Below are 17658 nucleotides of genomic sequence, written 5' to 3'. Positions count from 1 at the left end.
GGCGCCGCCGCGCATCATTCCAGTAGGTTGCGGGGAGGTGCGATGATGGAGTGTGAGTCTCAGGCGGTCTGGCTGCCTGCCACGCAATAGGCCGAGAAGGCCTGAAGATAGGCCTGCACCTTGGAGCGGTTCTCCGCGGTTTCGACGGTCATGGACACATCGGCCGGTTCCAGTTTCATCAGAGGAAGCCGGAGGAAGATATCGCCGGCGAACCGGTCGGTGATGGTCGCAAGGATGGTGCGAAGACCGGCCAGCATGTCGTCGCCCCGATGCGATGCGTGCAGCAGCGCGATCGGCTTGTGGACGATCTCATCTCCCGAGACGAGCCAGTCGATCGCATTCTTCAGCCCGCCGGGGATGGATCGCACATATTCCGGGCTGGCAATGATCACCCCGTCGCTCTGAGCGATCGCCTTAATGAAATCCCGCACCGCCTCCGGTAGAAATTCCCCCTCGAGATCAGGCGAGAATACCGGCAAACCGCCCACGCCGTCGAAGATCGCCATCTCGATTTCATCTGGCGCAACGGCGCCAACAGCCCGCAGCATTGCCGTATTGGTGGAATTGCGCCGGGCGCTGCCGGATATGGCGAGGATCTTCATGGCCCCTAACAGGAATCGATTGATCATGGCTGTCAACGCAAAAGGCTAGAGCGGCCGCGGAACTCTGAATTGCTCAATTGCGTGATGGCCAAAAGCGACTTTTGCTTGCACTGGCCGAGCCCCGCGTTAGCCTGGGTTCCCAATCCTCACAGCTGCCGAATCGGCGGGAAATGCATATGACGGCTTTGATCGAGGCACGGGGCGTCAGCAAACGCTTCCGGCAGCACAAGAGATTTCCGGGCCTGCTCGGCGCCCTGAAGACGTTGGTGACCAACGAATATACCGAAGTTCTGGCCGTTTCCGATATCGGTTTCGACATCACGGCGGGCGAAGCCGTTGGTTATCTCGGCCCCAATGGCGCCGGCAAATCGACGATGATCAAAATGATGACCGGTATCCTGGTGCCCAGCGCCGGCACGCTCTCGGTACTCGGCCGGACGCCGCATCTCAAGCGGATGGACAATGCGCGCGAGATCGGCGTCGTTTTCGGCCAGCGCAGCCAGCTGTGGTGGGACCTGCCGCTGGTCGACAGTTTTACCTTGCACCAGCACATCTATGACATCCCCGTTGCCCGCTATGCGGACAACCTCCGGCGCTTCAGCGAGTTGCTCGATCTCACGCCGTTTCTCGACCGCGCGGTGCGCCAGCTCAGCCTCGGCCAGCGCATGCGCGCCGAGATCGTGATGTCGCTGCTGCACGATCCCAAGATCCTCTTTCTGGACGAGCCGACCATCGGGCTTGATGTGGTCGCCAAGGATGCGGTGCGGCGTTTTCTCGCCGAGATCAACCGTGAGCGCGGCGTCACCATTATCCTCACCACCCATGACCTGCAGGACATCGAGACCATCTGCCCGCGGCTGATCATGGTCGATCATAGCAGGCTCATCTTCGACGGTGAGTTGAAGAGCCTGCGCGCGGCATTGGGCTCGGCTCGGCGGCTGACACTCGAATTTGCCAGCGACCCCGGACCGCTGTCGTTGCGCACCGCGACCCTCGTCAGCGACGAAGGCTTGCGCAAAAACTATCTCATCGAGCGTGAAGACATCTCGCTGGTCGCAATCCTATCGGAGGTGGGTAGCGGGCGCGACCTCAAGGATGTGGCGCTGCACGAGCCCGACATCGAAGAGGTCATCCGCACCTTCTACCAGCGCCGCAACGCCGACCAGCGTAGCAATGCCAAGGCCCGGGCATCATGAGCGCCTATTTCGCCTTCGCGCGCAGTGCCTTCCATTCGCAGCTCGCCTACCGCAACGAAGTATGGGCCAACATCTTCGGCAAACTCGTGCAGGTCTTCGCGCGCGTCGCCATCTGGCAGGCGGCCTATGCCGGCGTCGGCGCAATCGTGGTCGACGGGGTCTCCCTGCAGCAGATGGTGACCTATGCCTTGCTCGGCGGCGCCGTGATGGGTGCGACCCGCCCTGAAAGGATCATCGGCGAGATCGGCCGGTCGCTCAAAACCGGCGATGTCGCGATCTGGCTGCTCAAGCCCCTGTCCTATCCGCTCTATCTCTTCGCCAACGAATGCGGCAGCTTTTTCTACCGCCTGGCAACACAGGTCATTCCGACCGTCGCCTTCACCGCCTTGTTTTACGGCATGCTGCCGCCGGCAAGCCTGTTCCATGCGGTAATGTTCGTCGCCTTCTGGGCGCTGTCCTTTACGCTGCTGTTCCTGATATCAGCGCTTTTCGGCCTCGTGGCCTTCTGGCTGATGACCAGCTTCTCGCTGGACTGGATCCTCGGCGCCCTGCTGCAACTGTTCTCAGGCCTGCTGGTGCCCTTCTGGTTCTTCCCCGAACCTCTGGCCACGGTTGCCCGCCACCTGCCCTTCGCCTGGATCGTCTATTACCCCAATGCCGTCTATCTCGGCCGGCTTTCTCCGGCCGAGATCTGGCTTCATCTCGGCCTGGGTCTCGGCTGGGCCGCCTTGTTCCTTTGTGGGGTCCTTTGGCTGTGGCGCTGCGCCTCCGGCCGCATCACCGTGCAGGGAGGCTGATCATGCTCATGCATCATCTGCGCGTCCTTCCGCTGCTGGTTCGGATGCACGTCCGCTCCAAGATGGAATATCGCGGCGCTTTCTGGCTCGATCGTTTTGCGCAGATCCTCTCCTATGGCAGCGTCTTCGCCACCATCGGCATCCTGCTTGCCCGCTTCGACACCCTCGGCGGCTGGACCTGGCCAGAGCTTGCGCTGCTGTTCAGCTTCCAACTGCTGGCTTATTCGCTCGGCGCTGCGATGAGCTTCGTGCAGCTGCGCGAGCTCGAAGAACTGGTGCGGCTCGGCACTTACGACACGCTACTGGTCAAACCTTTCAGCCCTTGGGCCTATCTGGTTTTTTCCGGCCTCAATATCAGCTATGCCGGCCACATCATCCTCGCAGTGGCGCTGATGGCTTGGGCAGTTCTGTCCGTCGACTTCGCTTGGTCGGTCTGGTCCGCGTCATTCTTCATTGCCGCACTTCTCAGCGCGACGCTCGTGACGGGTGCGCTCATCACCATGATCGGCGCCACGGCGCTGATCTGGGTGCGGTCCAACCACTTGTTCTCGATCTTCTTCGGCTTTTGGGAGTTGAACCGCTACCCGCTCAATATTTTTCCTGGCGGCATACAGCTCATCCTCATAACCGCAGTCCCGCTGGCGCTGACCAGTTCCGTTCCGGTCGGCGCCCTGCTCGGCAAGCCCATCCCGATCCTCGGGGACTGGGCCGGGCCGGTGTCTCTTGCCGCCGGGCCGATCTGGGTCTTGCTGGCTATCGCTCACTGGCGCTACGCCACCGGCAAATATCAGGGCGCCGGCGGCTGACCGGGCCAGCCGGCGTCAGGACGCCTGCGACGACGATCTCGCGCAGACCTCGAGGAATGCCGCCGTCAGCTTCGTCAGCACCGGCGAGGTGCAGGTGCCGTTGGCGCCGCCGATCGGATCGACGACATGGATCTGCCGGAGATCCTCCATAAACTCCCCCCAGAGCGGCGGTCCGCCTTTTTCAAGAAGCTCAGCGCGGATGCTGAGCTCCTCGCTCACCGGCAGATGGCGCCGTCCCCAGGCGCCGATCATCGCGAAGACGGGCACGAGCTGGATCGCCGGTTCGGTCAGGCTGTAGATTGCTTTCTGGCTGTGGCTCGGATCGTCCCGCTTGCTGATGAACCCGAGCGAGAGCAGACGCTTCAGCCTGGCGGCCAGAATGTTGGAGGCGATCCCCTCCTCCGAATGGGTCAGAAGCTCGCGGAAATGGCGGCGGTTGCCAAACATGATGTCCCTGATGATGATGAGGCTCCACCGGTCGCCCAGCACTTCCATCGTCAGGTTGATCGGGCAGCCCGACCGTAGTTCGATATCCACGAATTTTCTCCCATAAAAACCGGTTGCAATATAGGATCGCTTATGCGACAACGCAACTAGTTTCAATATGAAATCAGATGGAGGAAAGCATGTCCAAGGTGCGTGTTGCAGCGTTTTCCCTTTCCGTGGATGGTTTCGGCGCCGGACCGGAGCAGAGCATAAACGATCCGCTGGGAAAGCGGGGGCCGGAAATGTTCCAATGGTTCTTCCACACCCGCACCTTCCGGGCGATGATGGGAAAGGACGACGGTTCGTCAGGTGTCGACGAGGATTACGCCGCCCGCGGCATGGCCAATTTCGGCGCCTTCATCCTCGGACGGAACATGTTCGGCCCCATTCGCGGCGATTGGCCTGACGAGGCTTGGAAGGGCTGGTGGGGGCCGAACCCGCCCTACCACGCGCCGACCTTTATTCTGACGCACCACCCGCGCGAACCGATCGTGATGGAGGGCGGCACGACGTTCCACTTCATCACTGGTGGCATCCAGGAGGCACTCGACAAGGCGCAAGCGGCCGCAGGCGACAAGGACGTCAAGATCGGCGGCGGCGTCAGCACCGTCCGCCAATATCTGCAGGCCGGCCTGATCGACGAATTGCATTTTGCGATCTCGCCCGTCGTCCTCGGCAAGGGCGAAGCGATGTTCGCAGGCATCGACTTGCCCGCCCTCGGCTTCCGCGTCGTCGAACATGTCGCGACCGAACACGCCACGCATATCGTGCTGGCGAAATAACCAGCCGCCGGTCGGTATCCTTCACGCCAGCGCACGCCGCAGGGTGCCTGCGGCGGCACCGAGGAAGGACCCGAGAGGGGACGACGGCGGCGGTCGGAGCAGAAGCAACCCCGACGAGCGGGTTGCTTCTATGACAATCACGACGGTCGGAAGCACCGGCAGTTTGGCTGCCACCAGCATCGTCACGCCGAGAGCAACCAGATCCGCCGGCCGGTCACGAAGTCGAGCGCGATGACGGTGATCAGCACGCAGCCGGGAGCGCGCTCCATGACGATACGCAGGCGCGGCCGAGCGTGCGGTTGCACAGGAAGAGATAGCCGCCGATGCGCGTGAGATAAGCTGCCCCAGATCGTCGAATGCCATCTGATGGCCGGAGATTGCGATTCATCCTCCGGGTCGTGCCCCCGATCTGGAAGGCTACAGGCGAATCCAGATGGAGCATCTCGGCCGCATCGAAGGCGTTCGCAACATCAAGACGGAAATCCCGATGCAGAAGATCAAGCAGTCTTGGCAGGTACCGGTCTGATTGCCTCAGGAACGAACGGGGCACCGATCGCGCCGCCCCGCGGACACCAGGCCGGCGCCAAACTGTGTCAAAATTCTGTGGTGTTGTTGGCGAATGAGCGTAGAGTCAGCGCCATCGGCCCATCGGCATCGGCACGACCGCTTGAGAGACCATAGGTGCTCTTGCCGCTTCATGGAGGGCACGACGATGCTTTTATCGCTCATCTCACTCAACGATGATGAAATAACAGTCGTCACCGATGCCGTTCGGCAATGGTGCTGCGAGAGGAAGCTCGACATTGACAGCATCGAAGGGCGCCGCGCCATCACCATTGCCGTCGATCTCGTCCAGATGAACACGGACCACGACAAGCTTTTTGCCGAGCTATCGAAGCAGTTGAACCACCAGTAGGACCATCGATCCATTGAACCCGTCCCGGAGGGAGCAAGGAGCAGCGCTGCGGCACGTCCTTCGAGGCTTCGCCCTATGGGCTGCGCGCCTCAGGATGAGGGACGGTGGAGGATGCCGCGCGAAGGGGCGAGGCGGGCGCTCAGCCCGATCGAACTCGCTTGGCTAAAGGCGCTTTTCGAAGAACGTGTCCGGGTAGGGATCGTCGTTGAAACGGTCGATCTCATTCCAGCCGGTTCCGCGATAGAGCTTCTGCGCCTCGGCCAGCGCGCTATTCGTATCCAGACGCAGGCGCTTGACGCGGAGCTCGCGGGCGATGTTCTCGACTGATGTCATCAGGCGTTTTGCGAGCCCGAGGCCACGCGCGGATGGGGCGACCCACAGCCTTTTGATCTCCGCGACGTCGCCGCCGTCGCCCTTCAACCCGACACAGCCGATCGGGAGCTCATCCAACATGGCCACCAGGAACGCACCGCGCGGACGGGCCATATCCCTGGCATCGGGATCGCGGGAAAGCGATACATCGAAACCTTTCTCGAAACGGCGCGCAAGTTCGCCGTAATATTCGCTCAGGCAATAGCTGGCATCCTGGTGGCGAGGATCCTTCTCCTCAAGCACGATCTGGTCGCGTCTCAGCGAGGAAGCAACGATATCCATGGCGCGCAGAAGTTCTTCCGGGTGGCGATGTCGCGCCAGAAATGATTTCGCCTGCGCATCGGAAAGCGCTTCATAAGCCTGAAACTCGGACCGGCCGGCTTCGGTCAATCCGGCGACGCGGCGACGCGCGTCCTGAGGGTTCGGCACCGTCTCGATGAGCCCCTCCTCTTCCAGGCTGCGCAGCAGACGGCTCATCAAGCCCGAGTCGAGGCCGAGGTAATCGCGGATCACCGCAACATCCGATTGTCCCCGGCCGATCGAGTTGAGCACGCGCGCTGCGCCCAGCGGACGCCCGCGTCCGAGGAAAGACGTATCGAGAGCACCGACTTCGGAGGTGACGGCACGGTTGAAGCGACGGACGCGAGAGACGGGGTCATAAACCATATTATCTGACTTAAGTCAGATAAATTCCACTGTCAATTCAGAGCGCCAAAAGCGGACTTGCAAGGAGCGGCGCTGCGGAGCGTGCTTCGAGGGGCCACCGCCTCAGCATGAGCGGCGTTGGAGGATGCCCCATTGGCTCGAAGGACGAGGCCGGCGCGCCGACCACCTTGCGCAACCCCGCTCCCTCCCCTATGGCAATGCAACTTCCCTACCGCAAGGCTGCCCGGTGCTTCGCTTTATCCTCCACGCCCTGATCGTCGTCATCCTGACGCTGCTCACCCAGATCGGCGGCCTCGCCTATCTCATCGCGCTGGCCGCGTCGCGCGCCTGGGGCATCCGGCGCTTTCTGGCGAAGCTCGCCATCTTCATGCTTTGCTATGGCAGTGCGTCGTTCGCAGCAGGCCTCGCAGCTCCGATGTTCGGGCGGGTTCCCCTCTCCTGCGTGTCAAACACCACCGACAGGCTCGTGGTCCGCTCCCCGATCTATTGCCTGCTGAACCGCAACTACGTCACCTCAGACGTGCGCGACCTGGCAAAGGCGCTAGCCGCCCACATGGACGAGGAGTTCCCCGGAACCGTCACCATCGCGTTGGATGCAAATTTCCCCTTCTTAAACGGCTTTCCGCTGCTGCCGCATCTGTCGCATGCCGATGGCAAGAAGCTCGACTTCGCCTATTATTACAAGGATGCGGACGGCACCTTCCTGAATGGCATCACCCGCTCCCCGATCGGCTATTTCGCTTTCGAAGAACCCGCGCCCGGCGACGAATTACCCTGCGAAGGCCGCCACGACTGGCTCACCACCCGCTGGGATTTCGACGCGCTGCAGCCGTTGTTTCCGGCCTATCGGATCGAAGAGCAGCGGACGTCGGCCGCGGTCCGCTGGCTGACCAGCGAAGGCGTCGCGCGCTTCGGCCTGCAGAAGATTTTCATCGAGCCGCATCTGAAGAATGCGCTTGGGATCACCGACAGCCATGTCCGCTTCCAAGGCTGCCGCGCCGCCCGCCACGACGACCATATTCATATCCAGGTCGAGTGATCCTCTCGCTGGTCCCATTAGAAACGGTGGCGCGTCCGCCAAACGCGGATGCAACCATTACCGCCATTACGGAAGAGTTTGGTGAGAGCCCCTTCAGCGGTTCGCACCTCGGAATGAGGCCCCTTCAGCCCTGGTGCGGCATTCTCCAACATCTCTATTGGAAGCGCGGCATCCTCCAACGTCCCTCATCCTGAGGCGCGCAGCCCAAAGGGCGAAGCCTTGAAGGACACACGGCAGCGCCGCTGCTTGCATCCATCAACAGCCGGAACACCTGCCACGCCGAGCGGCAAGGAAGGGAGATACGCCTGCCCATCATCTGCTTTCCCACCCGGGCGAATAAACCTCATCGGCCACTACAGGCCATTTCCAAAATCCGGGTTGCACCCAACGTCAAGCCGCATGGGTTTGGTCATAAGCACGTTGGGCCGCAACGATGGCATCCATATTTTTCTCTGCCCAGTGGGCAAGGGCGGAAACGGTATCCGTCAGGGTGCGGCCCAGCGGCATCAGCGCATATTCGACGGTCACCGGCACGGTCGGGAAGATCGAGCGCGAGATCAACCCGTCGCGCTCCAGCTTCCGCAGCGTCTGCGAAAGAACTTTTTGCGATATGCCCTTGATGTCGCGGCGGATGTGATTGAAACGCACCGGCCCGCCTTCCAGCCGGTCGAGAATGAGCAGCGCCCATTTATCCGCCAGCCGGTCCAGCACCAGCCGCGTCGGGCAGCGATCCTCATAAACATTGTAAGCCTGTTGTATCGCCGTCATCTCTTTTCCTTCCCGCCCGGTTTCCAGGAGGAAACCAGGTGACAAAAAAGTGCTCTCTTTTCCAATCCGAATTTACCTGTATCTATCTCACGGGAAGATAGTTTCCAGTAGATACCTAGGAGAGTGACATGAGCAACAAGATTCTCGTTCTCGGCGCGACGGGCACAGTCGGCAGGCATGTGGTGGATGGGCTTCTGGCCAAGGGCGAGACCGTCAAGGCCGCCTCCCGCACCGGCAAGCCCGTGGCCGGCGCCGAAGGCGTCGTCTTCGACCATGGCAAGCCGGAAACCCATGGCCCGGCCTTCGAGGGCGTCGACCGCGCCTATGTGCTTCTGCCTTCCGGCTATGTCGATGCCAAAGGCCTGCTGCTGCCCGTCATCGAAGCGGCCGCCAGCCGCAAGGTCAAGGTGGTGTTCCAGAGCGTGATCGGCGTCGATGCCGACGACTCCATTCCCTACCGCCAGGTCGAGATCGCGCTGGAGAAATCAGGAACACCTTACGTCGTCCTGCGCCCGAACTGGTTCGCCGACAATTTCCACACCTTCTGGAAACCCGGCATCGACCATGGCCAGATCGCGCTTCCGGCCGCAGACGGCAAGTCGAGCTTCATCGACGCCCGCGACATCGCGGCAAGCGCCGTCGCCGCCCTCACCTCCACCACCTTCGACGGCAAGGCGTTCAATCTGACCGGACCGGAAGCCCTCTCCTATACGCAAGCCGCGGCAATCCTCTCCGAAGCCACCGGCAAGCCGATCGCTTACAACGCCATCACGGACGAAGCCTTCATCGGCATTCTCACCGGCGCCGGCGTGCCGGCCGACTATGCGAGCTTCCTCGCTTCGATCTTCTATCCGGTCCGCCAGGGCTGGACGGCCGTCGTTACCGGCGATGTCGAGACGCTGACCGGCAAGGCGCCGCGTTCGCTGAAGACTTACGCAGCCGACTATGCCGCGGCGCTGAAGGCGTAACAGCGGGCAAGGTGCAGACGGCGGATTTCCGCCGTCTGCACCCATGCAATGATGAAGGAAGTTCGGCAATCGCCGCTGCCGTCGCCCCAAGCGATATCCCCAGGGAGCCGCGTGCCTTGCCGCTAAGCCGAACGGCCATCTCCCTCCAGCCTCAGGCTCCGACCCAAGGGCCTCCACGCCTCAGGATGAAGGCTGATCGGCGTGCCTGCGGTTGGCACACCACGCCTCCAAGGGGCCGCAGGCTGAAGAACGACGCCTATCGCAACGGCAGTTCGTAGCTCCGCTTCAGTGTTTCCATCGGCACGTCGGTCTTGACGCTGAGGACGCTCGGTATGCGCGTCAGATGATCGGCCTGGAAACGCCAGTAGCTATGCAGATCGGCGGTGACGATCCGAAGCACGGCATCGCATTCCCCCGTCGTCAGGTAACATTCCATCACCTCGGGAAACCGCCTCACGGCTTCTCCGAAGCGGAGCGTCACCTCGGCATCTTGGGTCTTGAACCACACGCGGGCAAAAACCGTCAGCCCCGCCCCGACCTTTGCCGGGTCCAGCACGGCAACGTAGCGATCGATGATCCCGGCCTCTTCCAAAAGGCGCACGCGGCGCAGGCAGGGCGAAGGCGAGAGCCCCACCTCCTTTGCCAGCTCGACATTCGAAATACGCCCGTCACGCTGAAGCACCCGCAGGATATGGCCATCGATAGGGTCCAACGTGGTTGGCATTTCATAGCTCCAATTATTTCCATGATGGCAGAATATGCCAAACTTCTGTCATTTTGAAGAAGCTTTGCAAGCTCATTGCGTGTGAACTGGCCTATCATTCTTCTCGTTAAATCGGAGATGGACTGGTGGCGAAAAACATACAGAAAATCGTGCTGGCTTATTCGGGCGGGCTGGACACCTCGATCATTCTCAAATGGTTGCAGGAGACTTACGGATGCGAGGTCGTGACCTTCACCGCCGATCTCGGCCAAGGCGAGGAGCTCGGGCCGGTGCGGGCAAAGGCGGCAATGTCCGGGGTCAAGGATATCCGCATCGTCGATCTGCGGGAGGAATTCGTCCGCGATTTCGTCTTTCCGATGCTGCGGGCGAACGCGCTCTATGAGGGACAATATCTTCTCGGCAGTTCCATCGCACGGCCGTTGATTGCCAAGCATCTGGTCGCCATAGCCCGGGAGGTTGGCGCGGATGCCGTTGCCCACGGTGCGACAGGCAAGGGCAATGACCAGGTCCGGTTCGAGCTGGCTGTCAATGCGCTCGATCCGTCGCTTGAGGTGATTGCTCCCTGGCGCCAATGGAACATCCGCTCCCGCACGCAGCTTCTCGAATATGCCGAGAAGCACCAGATCCCGGTGCCGAGCGACAAGCGCGGCGAGGCGCCGTTCTCGACCGACGCCAACCTGCTGCACACCTCGACCGAAGGCAAGATTCTCGAAGATCCGGCGGAAGTCGCGCCCGATTATATCTATCAGCGCACTGTCGATCCCCTCGACGCTCCCGATGTCCCCGAGATCGTCACCATCGGCTTCGAAAGCGGCAACCCGGCTTCTTTGAACGGCCATGCGATGACGCCGGCAACACTGCTCACCGAACTCAATGGCCGCGGCGGCCGGCATGGCGTCGGACGGCTCGATCTCGTCGAAAACCGCTTCATCGGCATGAAGTCGAGGGGCGTGTACGAGACGCCTGGAGGCACGATCCTGCTTGCCGCGCATCGCGGCATTGAATCGATCACGCTCGATCGTGCCGCCGGACATCTGAAGGATGAGATCATGCCGCGCTACGCCGAGCTGATCTACAACGGTTTCTGGTTTGCGCCCGAGCGGGACATGCTGCAGGCGCTGATCGACCGAAGCCAGACCTTCGTCAGCGGCGAAGTAGCGGTCAGGCTCTATAAGGGAAGCGCCTCGGTCATTTCCCGCACCTCACCCTGCTCACTCTATTCCGCCGACCTCGTCACCTTCGAGGAAAGCGCCGTCGCCTATGATCATCATGATGCCGAAGGCTTCATCAGGCTCAATGGCTTGCGGCTCAGGAGCTGGGCAGCCCGCAACGGACGATGAGCGCCTGCCGCCAGCCGGCGTGCTTGATGCTCACAACCCATCAAGCACCTTCCTCACCCCTTGTCGACGTCTACATCAAAGCCGTCGTTTCGAGCGCTTCAGCTCCGCTCCCGTTGGGGCCGTACTCCGGATTTTCCCTCGCGCTCAAACAGCTCAGGTTCCCATGGAAATGGCGCAGCTAATTTCAAACGATTTTAAAAAAATCCACTTCAGAGTTAATCGATTTTAATTTTATCATTAAAATTTTCTTGTTGCAGCGCAAAAGAATTTAGACATTACTTCTACAGATGCTCGGTCTATTCGCTGGAGGAACCCGCATGACTATGACATTTCCGCTCACCGAAGAGCGCGACGCGGAGGCTTTGCTGAAACACTTGACGTTGCACAAGCTCAGCTGTCCGGGAAACTGCGTCGTCTCGCTCAAGGCCTACGTCGCCCACGTCTCGTCCTCTCACACGACGGCACTCGGCACCGCCCGTACTGCCTGGTAGGGATCGATGGCCCCGCATCTCTATCCGCAACAGGATTGAAGCAATCCTGGTTGAACGCGTCCGGAGATGGATGAAGCCGGCGGGGTCTTGGCCATGAAACCGACCATCGAGCCGTTTCCGGCGCTTGCCGGCTCGCCGTCGAAAGGCTTGCAGATCAACAGAATGAACCTTCGCCTTTTCCACGTTCGGAATAGGCGTATCGTTTTTCAGCTAATTTCTTCTACCGTCGATGTGATCGGAGAATTTGTTCAGCCTTTTCAACGGATGGAAGCGGACGCTCTGTCCTGAGAACATGAAATGCGCCGCAATTATCATCGGGACACCCGCATGGCACCACATCAACGTGATACCTGCTTTGCCCTGTCCGTTTTTGCAGAGCGTTCATTTTCTCTTCGCTCTTTATCGTGTCGATGATCGCACCGCGCTTCAGAAATTTCCCAACCATTACCGCTCTCCCTCGTGTTGTCCCGTCAGCCTTGGAATACAGCATAGTCGGGCGATGCAATGGGCCGGGAGCCACATCCCGCTCCATCAAACTATTGCAATCTCATAAATAAACGCTTCATTGGCGACATGAAAGAGCGGACGTGGCACCGATGACCTATCTCAGACACGGCGTGCTTGCGGCAGCCATCATCCTGGCAGCAACGATAACATCCGTGCATCAGGCGCATGCGCAACCATGCGAGCAGCAAATCTTCGAAGAGGCGAAATACGTCGTCTGCACGCTGGAACCTGATAAAGCCGACCTGCGATTGTTCTGGAAGAACGCCGACGGGGCGCCATACCGGACTTTTTCAAGCCTTGCCGAAGCCGTTCGCGCCGAGGGGAAAACGCTGGCTTTCGCCGTCAACGCGGGGATGTACCGGGCGGATTTTTCACCGATGGGACTTTATATCGAGAACGCCAGGGAATTGCAGCCCGCCAATACGACGGAGGCCGAAAGCGCCGCCGGTCAGGTGCCGAATTTCTACAAAAAGCCAAACGGCGTGTTCTTTCTGGGTGAGACCAGCGCCGGGATACTCCCGACCGCTGAATTTTTGAAGCGTCGGCCCAAGGCGCGGTTCGCCACCCAATCCGGCCCGATGCTGGTTATCGCCAACACGCTGAACCCGATCTTCATCCTCGGCTCGACGGACCGGACCCGGCGGAGCGGCGTCGGCGTCTGTACGGGCCGCACCATTCGCTTCGCAATCAGCGAAGACGGGGTCAATTTCCACGATTTCGCACGGCTCTTCCGCGACCGTTTGAAATGCCCCGATGCCTTGTTTCTCGATGGCGGACACGGCGTCGGGCTTTACAACCCTGACATGGGCCTCAACGACTGGTCCTGGCACGGCGGCTACGGCCCTATCTTCGGGCTTGTCGAGTAGCGCGGCAGGCGAAAGCGAACCGCAGCATTCCCCATGCATTTATTTGGAAACGCGGCATCCACCAATGCTTCTATCAGGGTGCGGCATCCTCCACAGCCCTCATCCTGAAGCGAGCAGCCCAAAGGGCGGAGTCTCGAAGGACACGCCGCAACTCTGCTTCTTGCATCAATGTTGCCGCCACGCCGAGCACCCGCCCCGTCCTTCGAGGCCCCTCCGGGGCGCCTCAGGATGAGGCTCTCTTGGGCATTGGCGCAACCGTTAGATGGAACAGTGCCACCGCGGGCACCAACATTGAAGACATCCCTCCTCCGCCGCCCTATCCTTGAGCGCGGCACCCTCCAACATCCCTTATCCTTGTACGTTGCCGTTGCTGTATAATGGGGCTGAGCGACGGAGATGCGTGTCATCCTCGGGTCTTGAACTCGTGCCTCAGCGAGCATCTCCGTCGCCATGTCTTGGCTCGAACGGTTGTCTGGGCTTTGAGCCCGCGTTGCAAGGAGGAGCAGTCATGCATGTCGCGCAAGCTTTCATGGTCGGCATCGATGTCTCGAAGGCCCATCTCGACGTTGCCGTCGAGGGCAAACGCACCGTTGTCCGCTTCGACAATGATGTGCCAGGCCGGGCCGCGCTGGCAACGGCGGTGGCCGGCGCAGAGCTTGTCGTCGTCGAGGCCACCGGCGGTTACGAGATGGCGATCGTCAGGACGCTGATGGCCGCCGGCATTGCCGTCGCCGTCGTCAATCCCCGCCAGGTGCGCGATTTCGCCAGGGCCAGCGGGCGGCTGGCCAAGTCCGATCAGGTCGACGCCCGCGTCACCCTCCACTTCGCCCGAGCGATGCGGCCGGCACAGATCCCCCATATCGACGACGGCCGCATCGCGCTTGCTGCCCTTGTCGCTCGCCGCCGCCAGCTCATCGACATGGCGGTTGCCGAGAAGAACCGCCTCGAACATGCCCCGCAAGCCGTCGCAGCCCTGATCGGCGAGACCCTCGCCGCCCTCAAGGCCCAGCTCGCCCGCGTCGATGCCGCCATCGCGCTCGCCATCGAGGCCGAGCCCGACATGGCCGCACGCCGCGACCTGCTGCTGACCGTGCCGGGCATCGGCGAGGTCAGCGCCGCCGTGCTCATCGCCGAACTGCCGGAACTCGGCGACATCGACGACAAGAAACTCGCAGCCCTCGTCGGTGTTGCCCCCATCGCCCACGACAGCGGCACCTGGCGTGGCCAGCGCCATATCGCCGGCGGCCGCCTGCTCTTGGTCCGCTGACGTCATCCCGGCGTGGGGGATACGGGTCTTGGTGAGCGGACGATGGGCTGATCACGTCTCCTCCCTTCCCTCATTCCCTTCCTCGGGCTTTGCCCGAGGAATGTCACAGGAATCCAGTGCGCCCAAGTCCTTGGGCGCGGGAGACTTTTGCAACCGTCGCATTGAGTCATTCACCGCGCTGACGCGCGGTGGCTGGATTCCTGTGACGGGCACAGGAATGAGGGAGATGGATGGCAGCGCCCGTAGCACAAGCGCCTATGGCGCCGTAGCCCCATTCGCTCAGGTCTCAGACGAGCCCGGCAAGGCGTCGTCGATCTCTTCGGGAATGAAACCGCCAGTCTGGCGTTTCCACAGGCGGGCAAACAAGCCATCCTGTTCGACCAGTTCCTCCGGCCTGCCCTCCTCCACGATGCGTCCATGATCGAGCACGACGATCCTGTCCATCCTGGCAATGGTCGACAGGCGGTGTGCAATGGCGATCACCGTCTTTCCCTCCATGACGAGGTTCAGCCTTTCCTGGATGACGGCCTCGGATTCGCTGTCGAGAGCTGACGTCGCCTCGTCGAGCACCAGGATCGGCGCATCCTTCAGGAGAACGCGGGCGATGGCGACACGCTGCCGCTGGCCGCCTGACAGTTTGATGCCGCGGTCGCCGACGAAAGCGTCATAACCCTTGCGGCCCTCGCCATCGGCAAGATCGGCAATGAAGCCATCGGCACTGGCCATCTTCGCCACCGCTTCGATCTCGTCCCGCGTCGCCTCCGGCCGGCCGTAGCGGATATTGTCGCCGACCGAACGGTGCAGCAGCGCGACGTCCTGCGCGATGACGCCGATGGCGCGGCGAAGGCTTGCCTGCGTGACCGCGCGGATGTCCTGCCCGTCGATCAGGATCGCGCCGTCGCCGATGTCGTAGAAGCGCAACAGCAGGTTTGCGAGCGTCGTCTTGCCGGCCCCGGAGAGGCCAACCAGACCCACCTTTTCGCCGGGCCGGATCGTCAGCGAAAGGTGATCGATGACAGGCTTGCCGGACGTGTAGGCAAAGCCGACGTTTTCAAAACGGACCTCCCCACGGCTGACAATCAGGCTTTCCGCGTCCAGCCGATCGGTGATGGTGGGCGGCGTCGTCAGGACGGGCATGGCATCCTTGATCGTACCGATTGCCTGGAAGATCTGCTGACCCATCTGCAGAAAGGTGAAGGTGTGCCCGGACAGCCGCTGGAGGATATAGACCGCGCCCACAAACTCGCCAACCGTCAGAAAGCCGCGGACGAGACCCGAAAAACCGATCGAAAGCATGGCCAGCCAGAGCGCCATGTTGAGCGCCACCACGATCAATTCCGACGTGCGGTAGATGCGTTGCTCGCTGTGCTGCGTCTGCATGGATTTCTGAATGATGCGGCGGATAGCGCCCGCTTCGCTGTCTTCGGCGGCAAACTGCTTGATCATCTGCATGTTGGTGTAGAGATCGGTGATGGCGCCGGCCACCAGGCTGCGCTGCTTGGCGGTGCTACGCGAACGTTCGGCAAAGGTCGGCGCCATCCTGATGGCCAATGCCACATTGAGCGCGATCCAGACGATAACAGGCAAGGCGAGCTGCCAGGACAGGCTCATGAGCAGCATCACTGAGCCGACCATCTGCAGCAGGAAGCGTGGGACAGCCTGGAAGGCGACTATGATCTGCTGTTGGACGGAGGACGCGACCTGCGACAGGCGCGAGGCGACCTGTCCGGCAAAAAGATCCTGAAAAAAGGCAAGATCCTGCCGCTCCACCGCCTTGTGACCCTGCCATTGGATGGCGGCTGGCATACCGACGCCGAGCGTATGCGAGTTGAAAGTGTTGAGCAGAAACGAGGCGATCGGCATGCCTGGAAAGATCAGCAGGCCGAGGAAGGCAAGCAGCGGCCATTCGTCGAGCAGGAAGGTAGACGCGCCCTTTTGAGTCACACCGTCGACGATGACAGAAAGCCCCCAGACGATCGTCAGATTGATGGCTTCGATCGCCATGGAGGCGAGCGCGAGCGCAATCAGAACACCTCGAAACATCGCGATGAAATGCAAAAGAACCGCCACGGGTCCCTTCGACGGCAGTGGCCGGTAGGGAATGTCGAGCGGACGGATCAAGGTTTCGAAGGGACGATAGATCGCATCGGAGATCGACATGGGCCACTCGGATCAAGATCGGGAGGAGGCGTGGACTCAGCTACGCTGGATCGCAGAAAACCACCTTCTGGCCGTGATCTCAATTAGAAATTTCAGAAATTTCCCAACAGACGTTGTCGCGAAACCCGGTCCGCGAGCACGAGGAAGCAAGGCACCCCATTCAGCCGATCGTTTCAGTCCGATGAACGTAACCACGCCGAAGGCGGCCGTGCGGGACGAAGGCGGGGCCTGGCTCGCAAGACTCCTGCAGGCATCCATGGATAAACGCGATCCATAAAACCGGCGCCCGCAGCAAAAGTAGGACAGCCCCGCCAAAAGCGGGCACTTGCGCCGCCGATCTTCACACCCGGATCGCCCAATTGCGGTCATCGCGCCGTTGAGGCAGGATGCCGTCATGGAACAGGAAGCAGGATCGGACGGACGTCATGCTGACGGGCTCATGTCATTGCGGCAAGGCGAGTTGGACGCTCAAAGGTGATCCCGGCTCGATCACCGCCTGCAACTGCACGCTCTGCCGGCGCTACGGCGCTCTGTGGGCCTATGATTACGAAGAAGAGCGTATCGCGCTCGCGGGGCAGACCGCCTCCTACACCCGCACCGGCAGGGACACGTCGTCTCTCGAAATATTGTTTTGTCCATCCTGCGCTTGTGTCTTGAGTTGGCGCGGCTTGCGGCTTCAAAAGGATGGTCGCCGGCGCATGGCCGTCAACCTGCGGCTTGCGCCGCCGGATCTCGTCCGGGATCTGCCCATCGATCATTTCGACGGCCTGGAGACGTTTGGGGACCTTCCGTCCAAAGGGCGCTGTGTAGGCGATCTCTGGTTCTGACAGCCTGCCACGGGTCCGGCGACCGCGAAGATCGACACCCGCCAGATGCGACGCTTTGGTCGGAGATCGTTCTGCGTC

General features: G+C 61.3%; 18 protein-coding genes and 2 pseudogenes. 12 read left to right on the top strand and 8 right to left on the bottom strand.

Annotated elements, in window-relative coordinates; translation table 11 throughout:
- Positions 1-59 precede the first annotated feature (59 nt).
- Positions 60-602: an NADPH-dependent FMN reductase gene (locus tag CO667_RS14780; RefSeq protein WP_097619075.1), complete on the bottom strand. Its 543-nt coding sequence runs from the start codon at positions 600-602 to the stop codon at positions 60-62.
- Positions 603-778: 176 nt separating this feature from the next.
- Here CO667_RS14780 and CO667_RS14775 point away from each other — a divergent pair, with 176 nt between their 5' ends.
- From CO667_RS14775 to CO667_RS14765, 3 genes are read left to right on the top strand one after another with little or no spacing between them, the layout of a single operon-like run.
- Entirely contained in the window at positions 779-1798 is a 1020-nt protein-coding gene (locus CO667_RS14775; RefSeq protein ID WP_097619074.1) for an ATP-binding cassette domain-containing protein, read from the top strand.
- Positions 1795-2595: an ABC-2 family transporter protein gene (locus CO667_RS14770; RefSeq protein WP_097619073.1), complete on the top strand. Its 801-nt coding sequence runs from the start codon at positions 1795-1797 to the stop codon at positions 2593-2595. Before CO667_RS14775 ends, CO667_RS14770 begins: the two co-directional genes overlap by 4 nt.
- Before the next feature lie 2 nt (positions 2596-2597).
- Entirely contained in the window at positions 2598-3401 is an 804-nt protein-coding gene (locus CO667_RS14765) for an ABC-2 family transporter protein (RefSeq protein WP_097619072.1), read from the top strand.
- 15 nt (positions 3402-3416) lie between these two features.
- Here the strand turns inward: CO667_RS14765 and CO667_RS14760 are convergent, their stop codons facing one another.
- The gene (locus tag CO667_RS14760) at positions 3417-3938 is read right to left on the bottom strand and encodes a helix-turn-helix domain-containing protein (RefSeq protein WP_097619071.1); all 522 of its coding nucleotides are present in this window, start codon (positions 3936-3938) and stop codon (positions 3417-3419) included.
- 89 nt (positions 3939-4027) lie between these two features.
- Between CO667_RS14760 and CO667_RS14755 the strand changes: the two genes are divergently transcribed.
- Positions 4028-4669 carry a dihydrofolate reductase family protein gene (locus CO667_RS14755; protein ID WP_097619211.1) on the top strand — a complete coding sequence of 214 codons (642 nt, stop codon included), beginning with the start codon at positions 4028-4030 and terminating at the stop codon, positions 4667-4669.
- Positions 4670-4851: 182 nt separating this feature from the next.
- On the opposite strand, the gene CO667_RS36240 is transcribed toward CO667_RS14755, so the two are convergent.
- Positions 4852-4974: a hypothetical protein gene (locus CO667_RS36240; RefSeq protein WP_280953220.1), complete on the bottom strand. Its 123-nt coding sequence runs from the start codon at positions 4972-4974 to the stop codon at positions 4852-4854.
- 407 nt (positions 4975-5381) lie between these two features.
- On the opposite strand from CO667_RS36240, the gene CO667_RS14750 reads away from it, so the two are divergent.
- Entirely contained in the window at positions 5382-5585 is a 204-nt protein-coding gene (locus CO667_RS14750) for a hypothetical protein (protein ID WP_097619210.1), read from the top strand.
- Positions 5586-5747: 162 nt separating this feature from the next.
- On the opposite strand, the gene CO667_RS14745 is transcribed toward CO667_RS14750, so the two are convergent.
- Positions 5748-6623, bottom strand: coding sequence for a helix-turn-helix domain-containing GNAT family N-acetyltransferase (locus CO667_RS14745; RefSeq protein WP_097619070.1), 876 nt, complete (start codon positions 6621-6623; stop codon positions 5748-5750).
- Between the two features lie 226 nt (positions 6624-6849).
- Here CO667_RS14745 and CO667_RS14740 point away from each other — a divergent pair, with 226 nt between their 5' ends.
- Entirely contained in the window at positions 6850-7662 is an 813-nt protein-coding gene (locus CO667_RS14740; protein WP_097619069.1) for a hypothetical protein, read from the top strand.
- 390 nt (positions 7663-8052) lie between these two features.
- On the opposite strand, the gene CO667_RS14735 is transcribed toward CO667_RS14740, so the two are convergent.
- Complete coding sequence (locus CO667_RS14735) at positions 8053-8430, bottom strand: helix-turn-helix domain-containing protein (protein ID WP_097619068.1); 378 nt, start codon at positions 8428-8430, stop codon at positions 8053-8055.
- Between the two features lie 128 nt (positions 8431-8558).
- Here CO667_RS14735 and CO667_RS14730 point away from each other — a divergent pair, with 128 nt between their 5' ends.
- On the top strand, positions 8559-9398 hold the full coding sequence (locus CO667_RS14730) for an SDR family oxidoreductase (RefSeq protein ID WP_097619067.1): 840 nt from the start codon (positions 8559-8561) through the stop codon (positions 9396-9398).
- Between the two features lie 256 nt (positions 9399-9654).
- Here the strand turns inward: CO667_RS14730 and CO667_RS14725 are convergent, their stop codons facing one another.
- Positions 9655-10122 (bottom strand): Lrp/AsnC family transcriptional regulator, encoded by a 468-nt coding sequence (locus tag CO667_RS14725; protein WP_097619066.1) that lies wholly within the window; start codon positions 10120-10122, stop codon positions 9655-9657.
- 125 nt (positions 10123-10247) lie between these two features.
- Here CO667_RS14725 and CO667_RS14720 point away from each other — a divergent pair, with 125 nt between their 5' ends.
- Both CO667_RS14720 and CO667_RS35395 read left to right on the top strand, forming a co-directional pair.
- On the top strand, positions 10248-11462 hold the full coding sequence (locus tag CO667_RS14720; protein WP_097619065.1) for an argininosuccinate synthase: 1215 nt from the start codon (positions 10248-10250) through the stop codon (positions 11460-11462).
- 317 nt (positions 11463-11779) lie between these two features.
- Positions 11780-11953, top strand: a complete 174-nt coding sequence (locus CO667_RS35395; RefSeq protein ID WP_179874145.1) for a hypothetical protein — start codon at positions 11780-11782, stop codon at positions 11951-11953.
- Positions 11954-12036: 83 nt separating this feature from the next.
- On the opposite strand, the pseudogene CO667_RS35890 reads toward CO667_RS35395, so the two are convergent.
- Positions 12037-12120, bottom strand: a pseudogene (locus CO667_RS35890) (VOC family protein); the annotation flags it as partial.
- Between the two features lie 429 nt (positions 12121-12549).
- Here CO667_RS35890 and CO667_RS14710 point away from each other — a divergent pair.
- The gene (locus CO667_RS14710) at positions 12550-13326 is read left to right on the top strand and encodes a phosphodiester glycosidase family protein (RefSeq protein ID WP_097619064.1); all 777 of its coding nucleotides are present in this window, start codon (positions 12550-12552) and stop codon (positions 13324-13326) included.
- A 508-nt stretch (positions 13327-13834) separates the two neighbouring features.
- A pseudogene (locus tag CO667_RS14705) lies at positions 13835-14575 on the top strand (IS110 family transposase); the annotation flags it as partial.
- 297 nt (positions 14576-14872) lie between these two features.
- Here the strand turns inward: CO667_RS14705 and CO667_RS14700 are convergent.
- Entirely contained in the window at positions 14873-16753 is a 1881-nt protein-coding gene (locus tag CO667_RS14700; protein WP_097619063.1) for an ABC transporter ATP-binding protein, read from the bottom strand.
- Positions 16754-17178: 425 nt separating this feature from the next.
- Here CO667_RS14700 and CO667_RS14690 point away from each other — a divergent pair, with 425 nt between their 5' ends.
- Positions 17179-17580, top strand: a complete 402-nt coding sequence (locus CO667_RS14690) for a GFA family protein (protein ID WP_097619062.1) — start codon at positions 17179-17181, stop codon at positions 17578-17580.
- The last annotated feature ends 78 nt before the right edge of the window (positions 17581-17658 follow it).

It is taken from the genome of Rhizobium sp. L43 (assembly GCF_002531725.1).
GTDB lineage: Bacteria > Pseudomonadota > Alphaproteobacteria > Rhizobiales > Rhizobiaceae > Rhizobium.
This window is presented reverse-complemented; position numbering and strand designations above follow the sequence as displayed.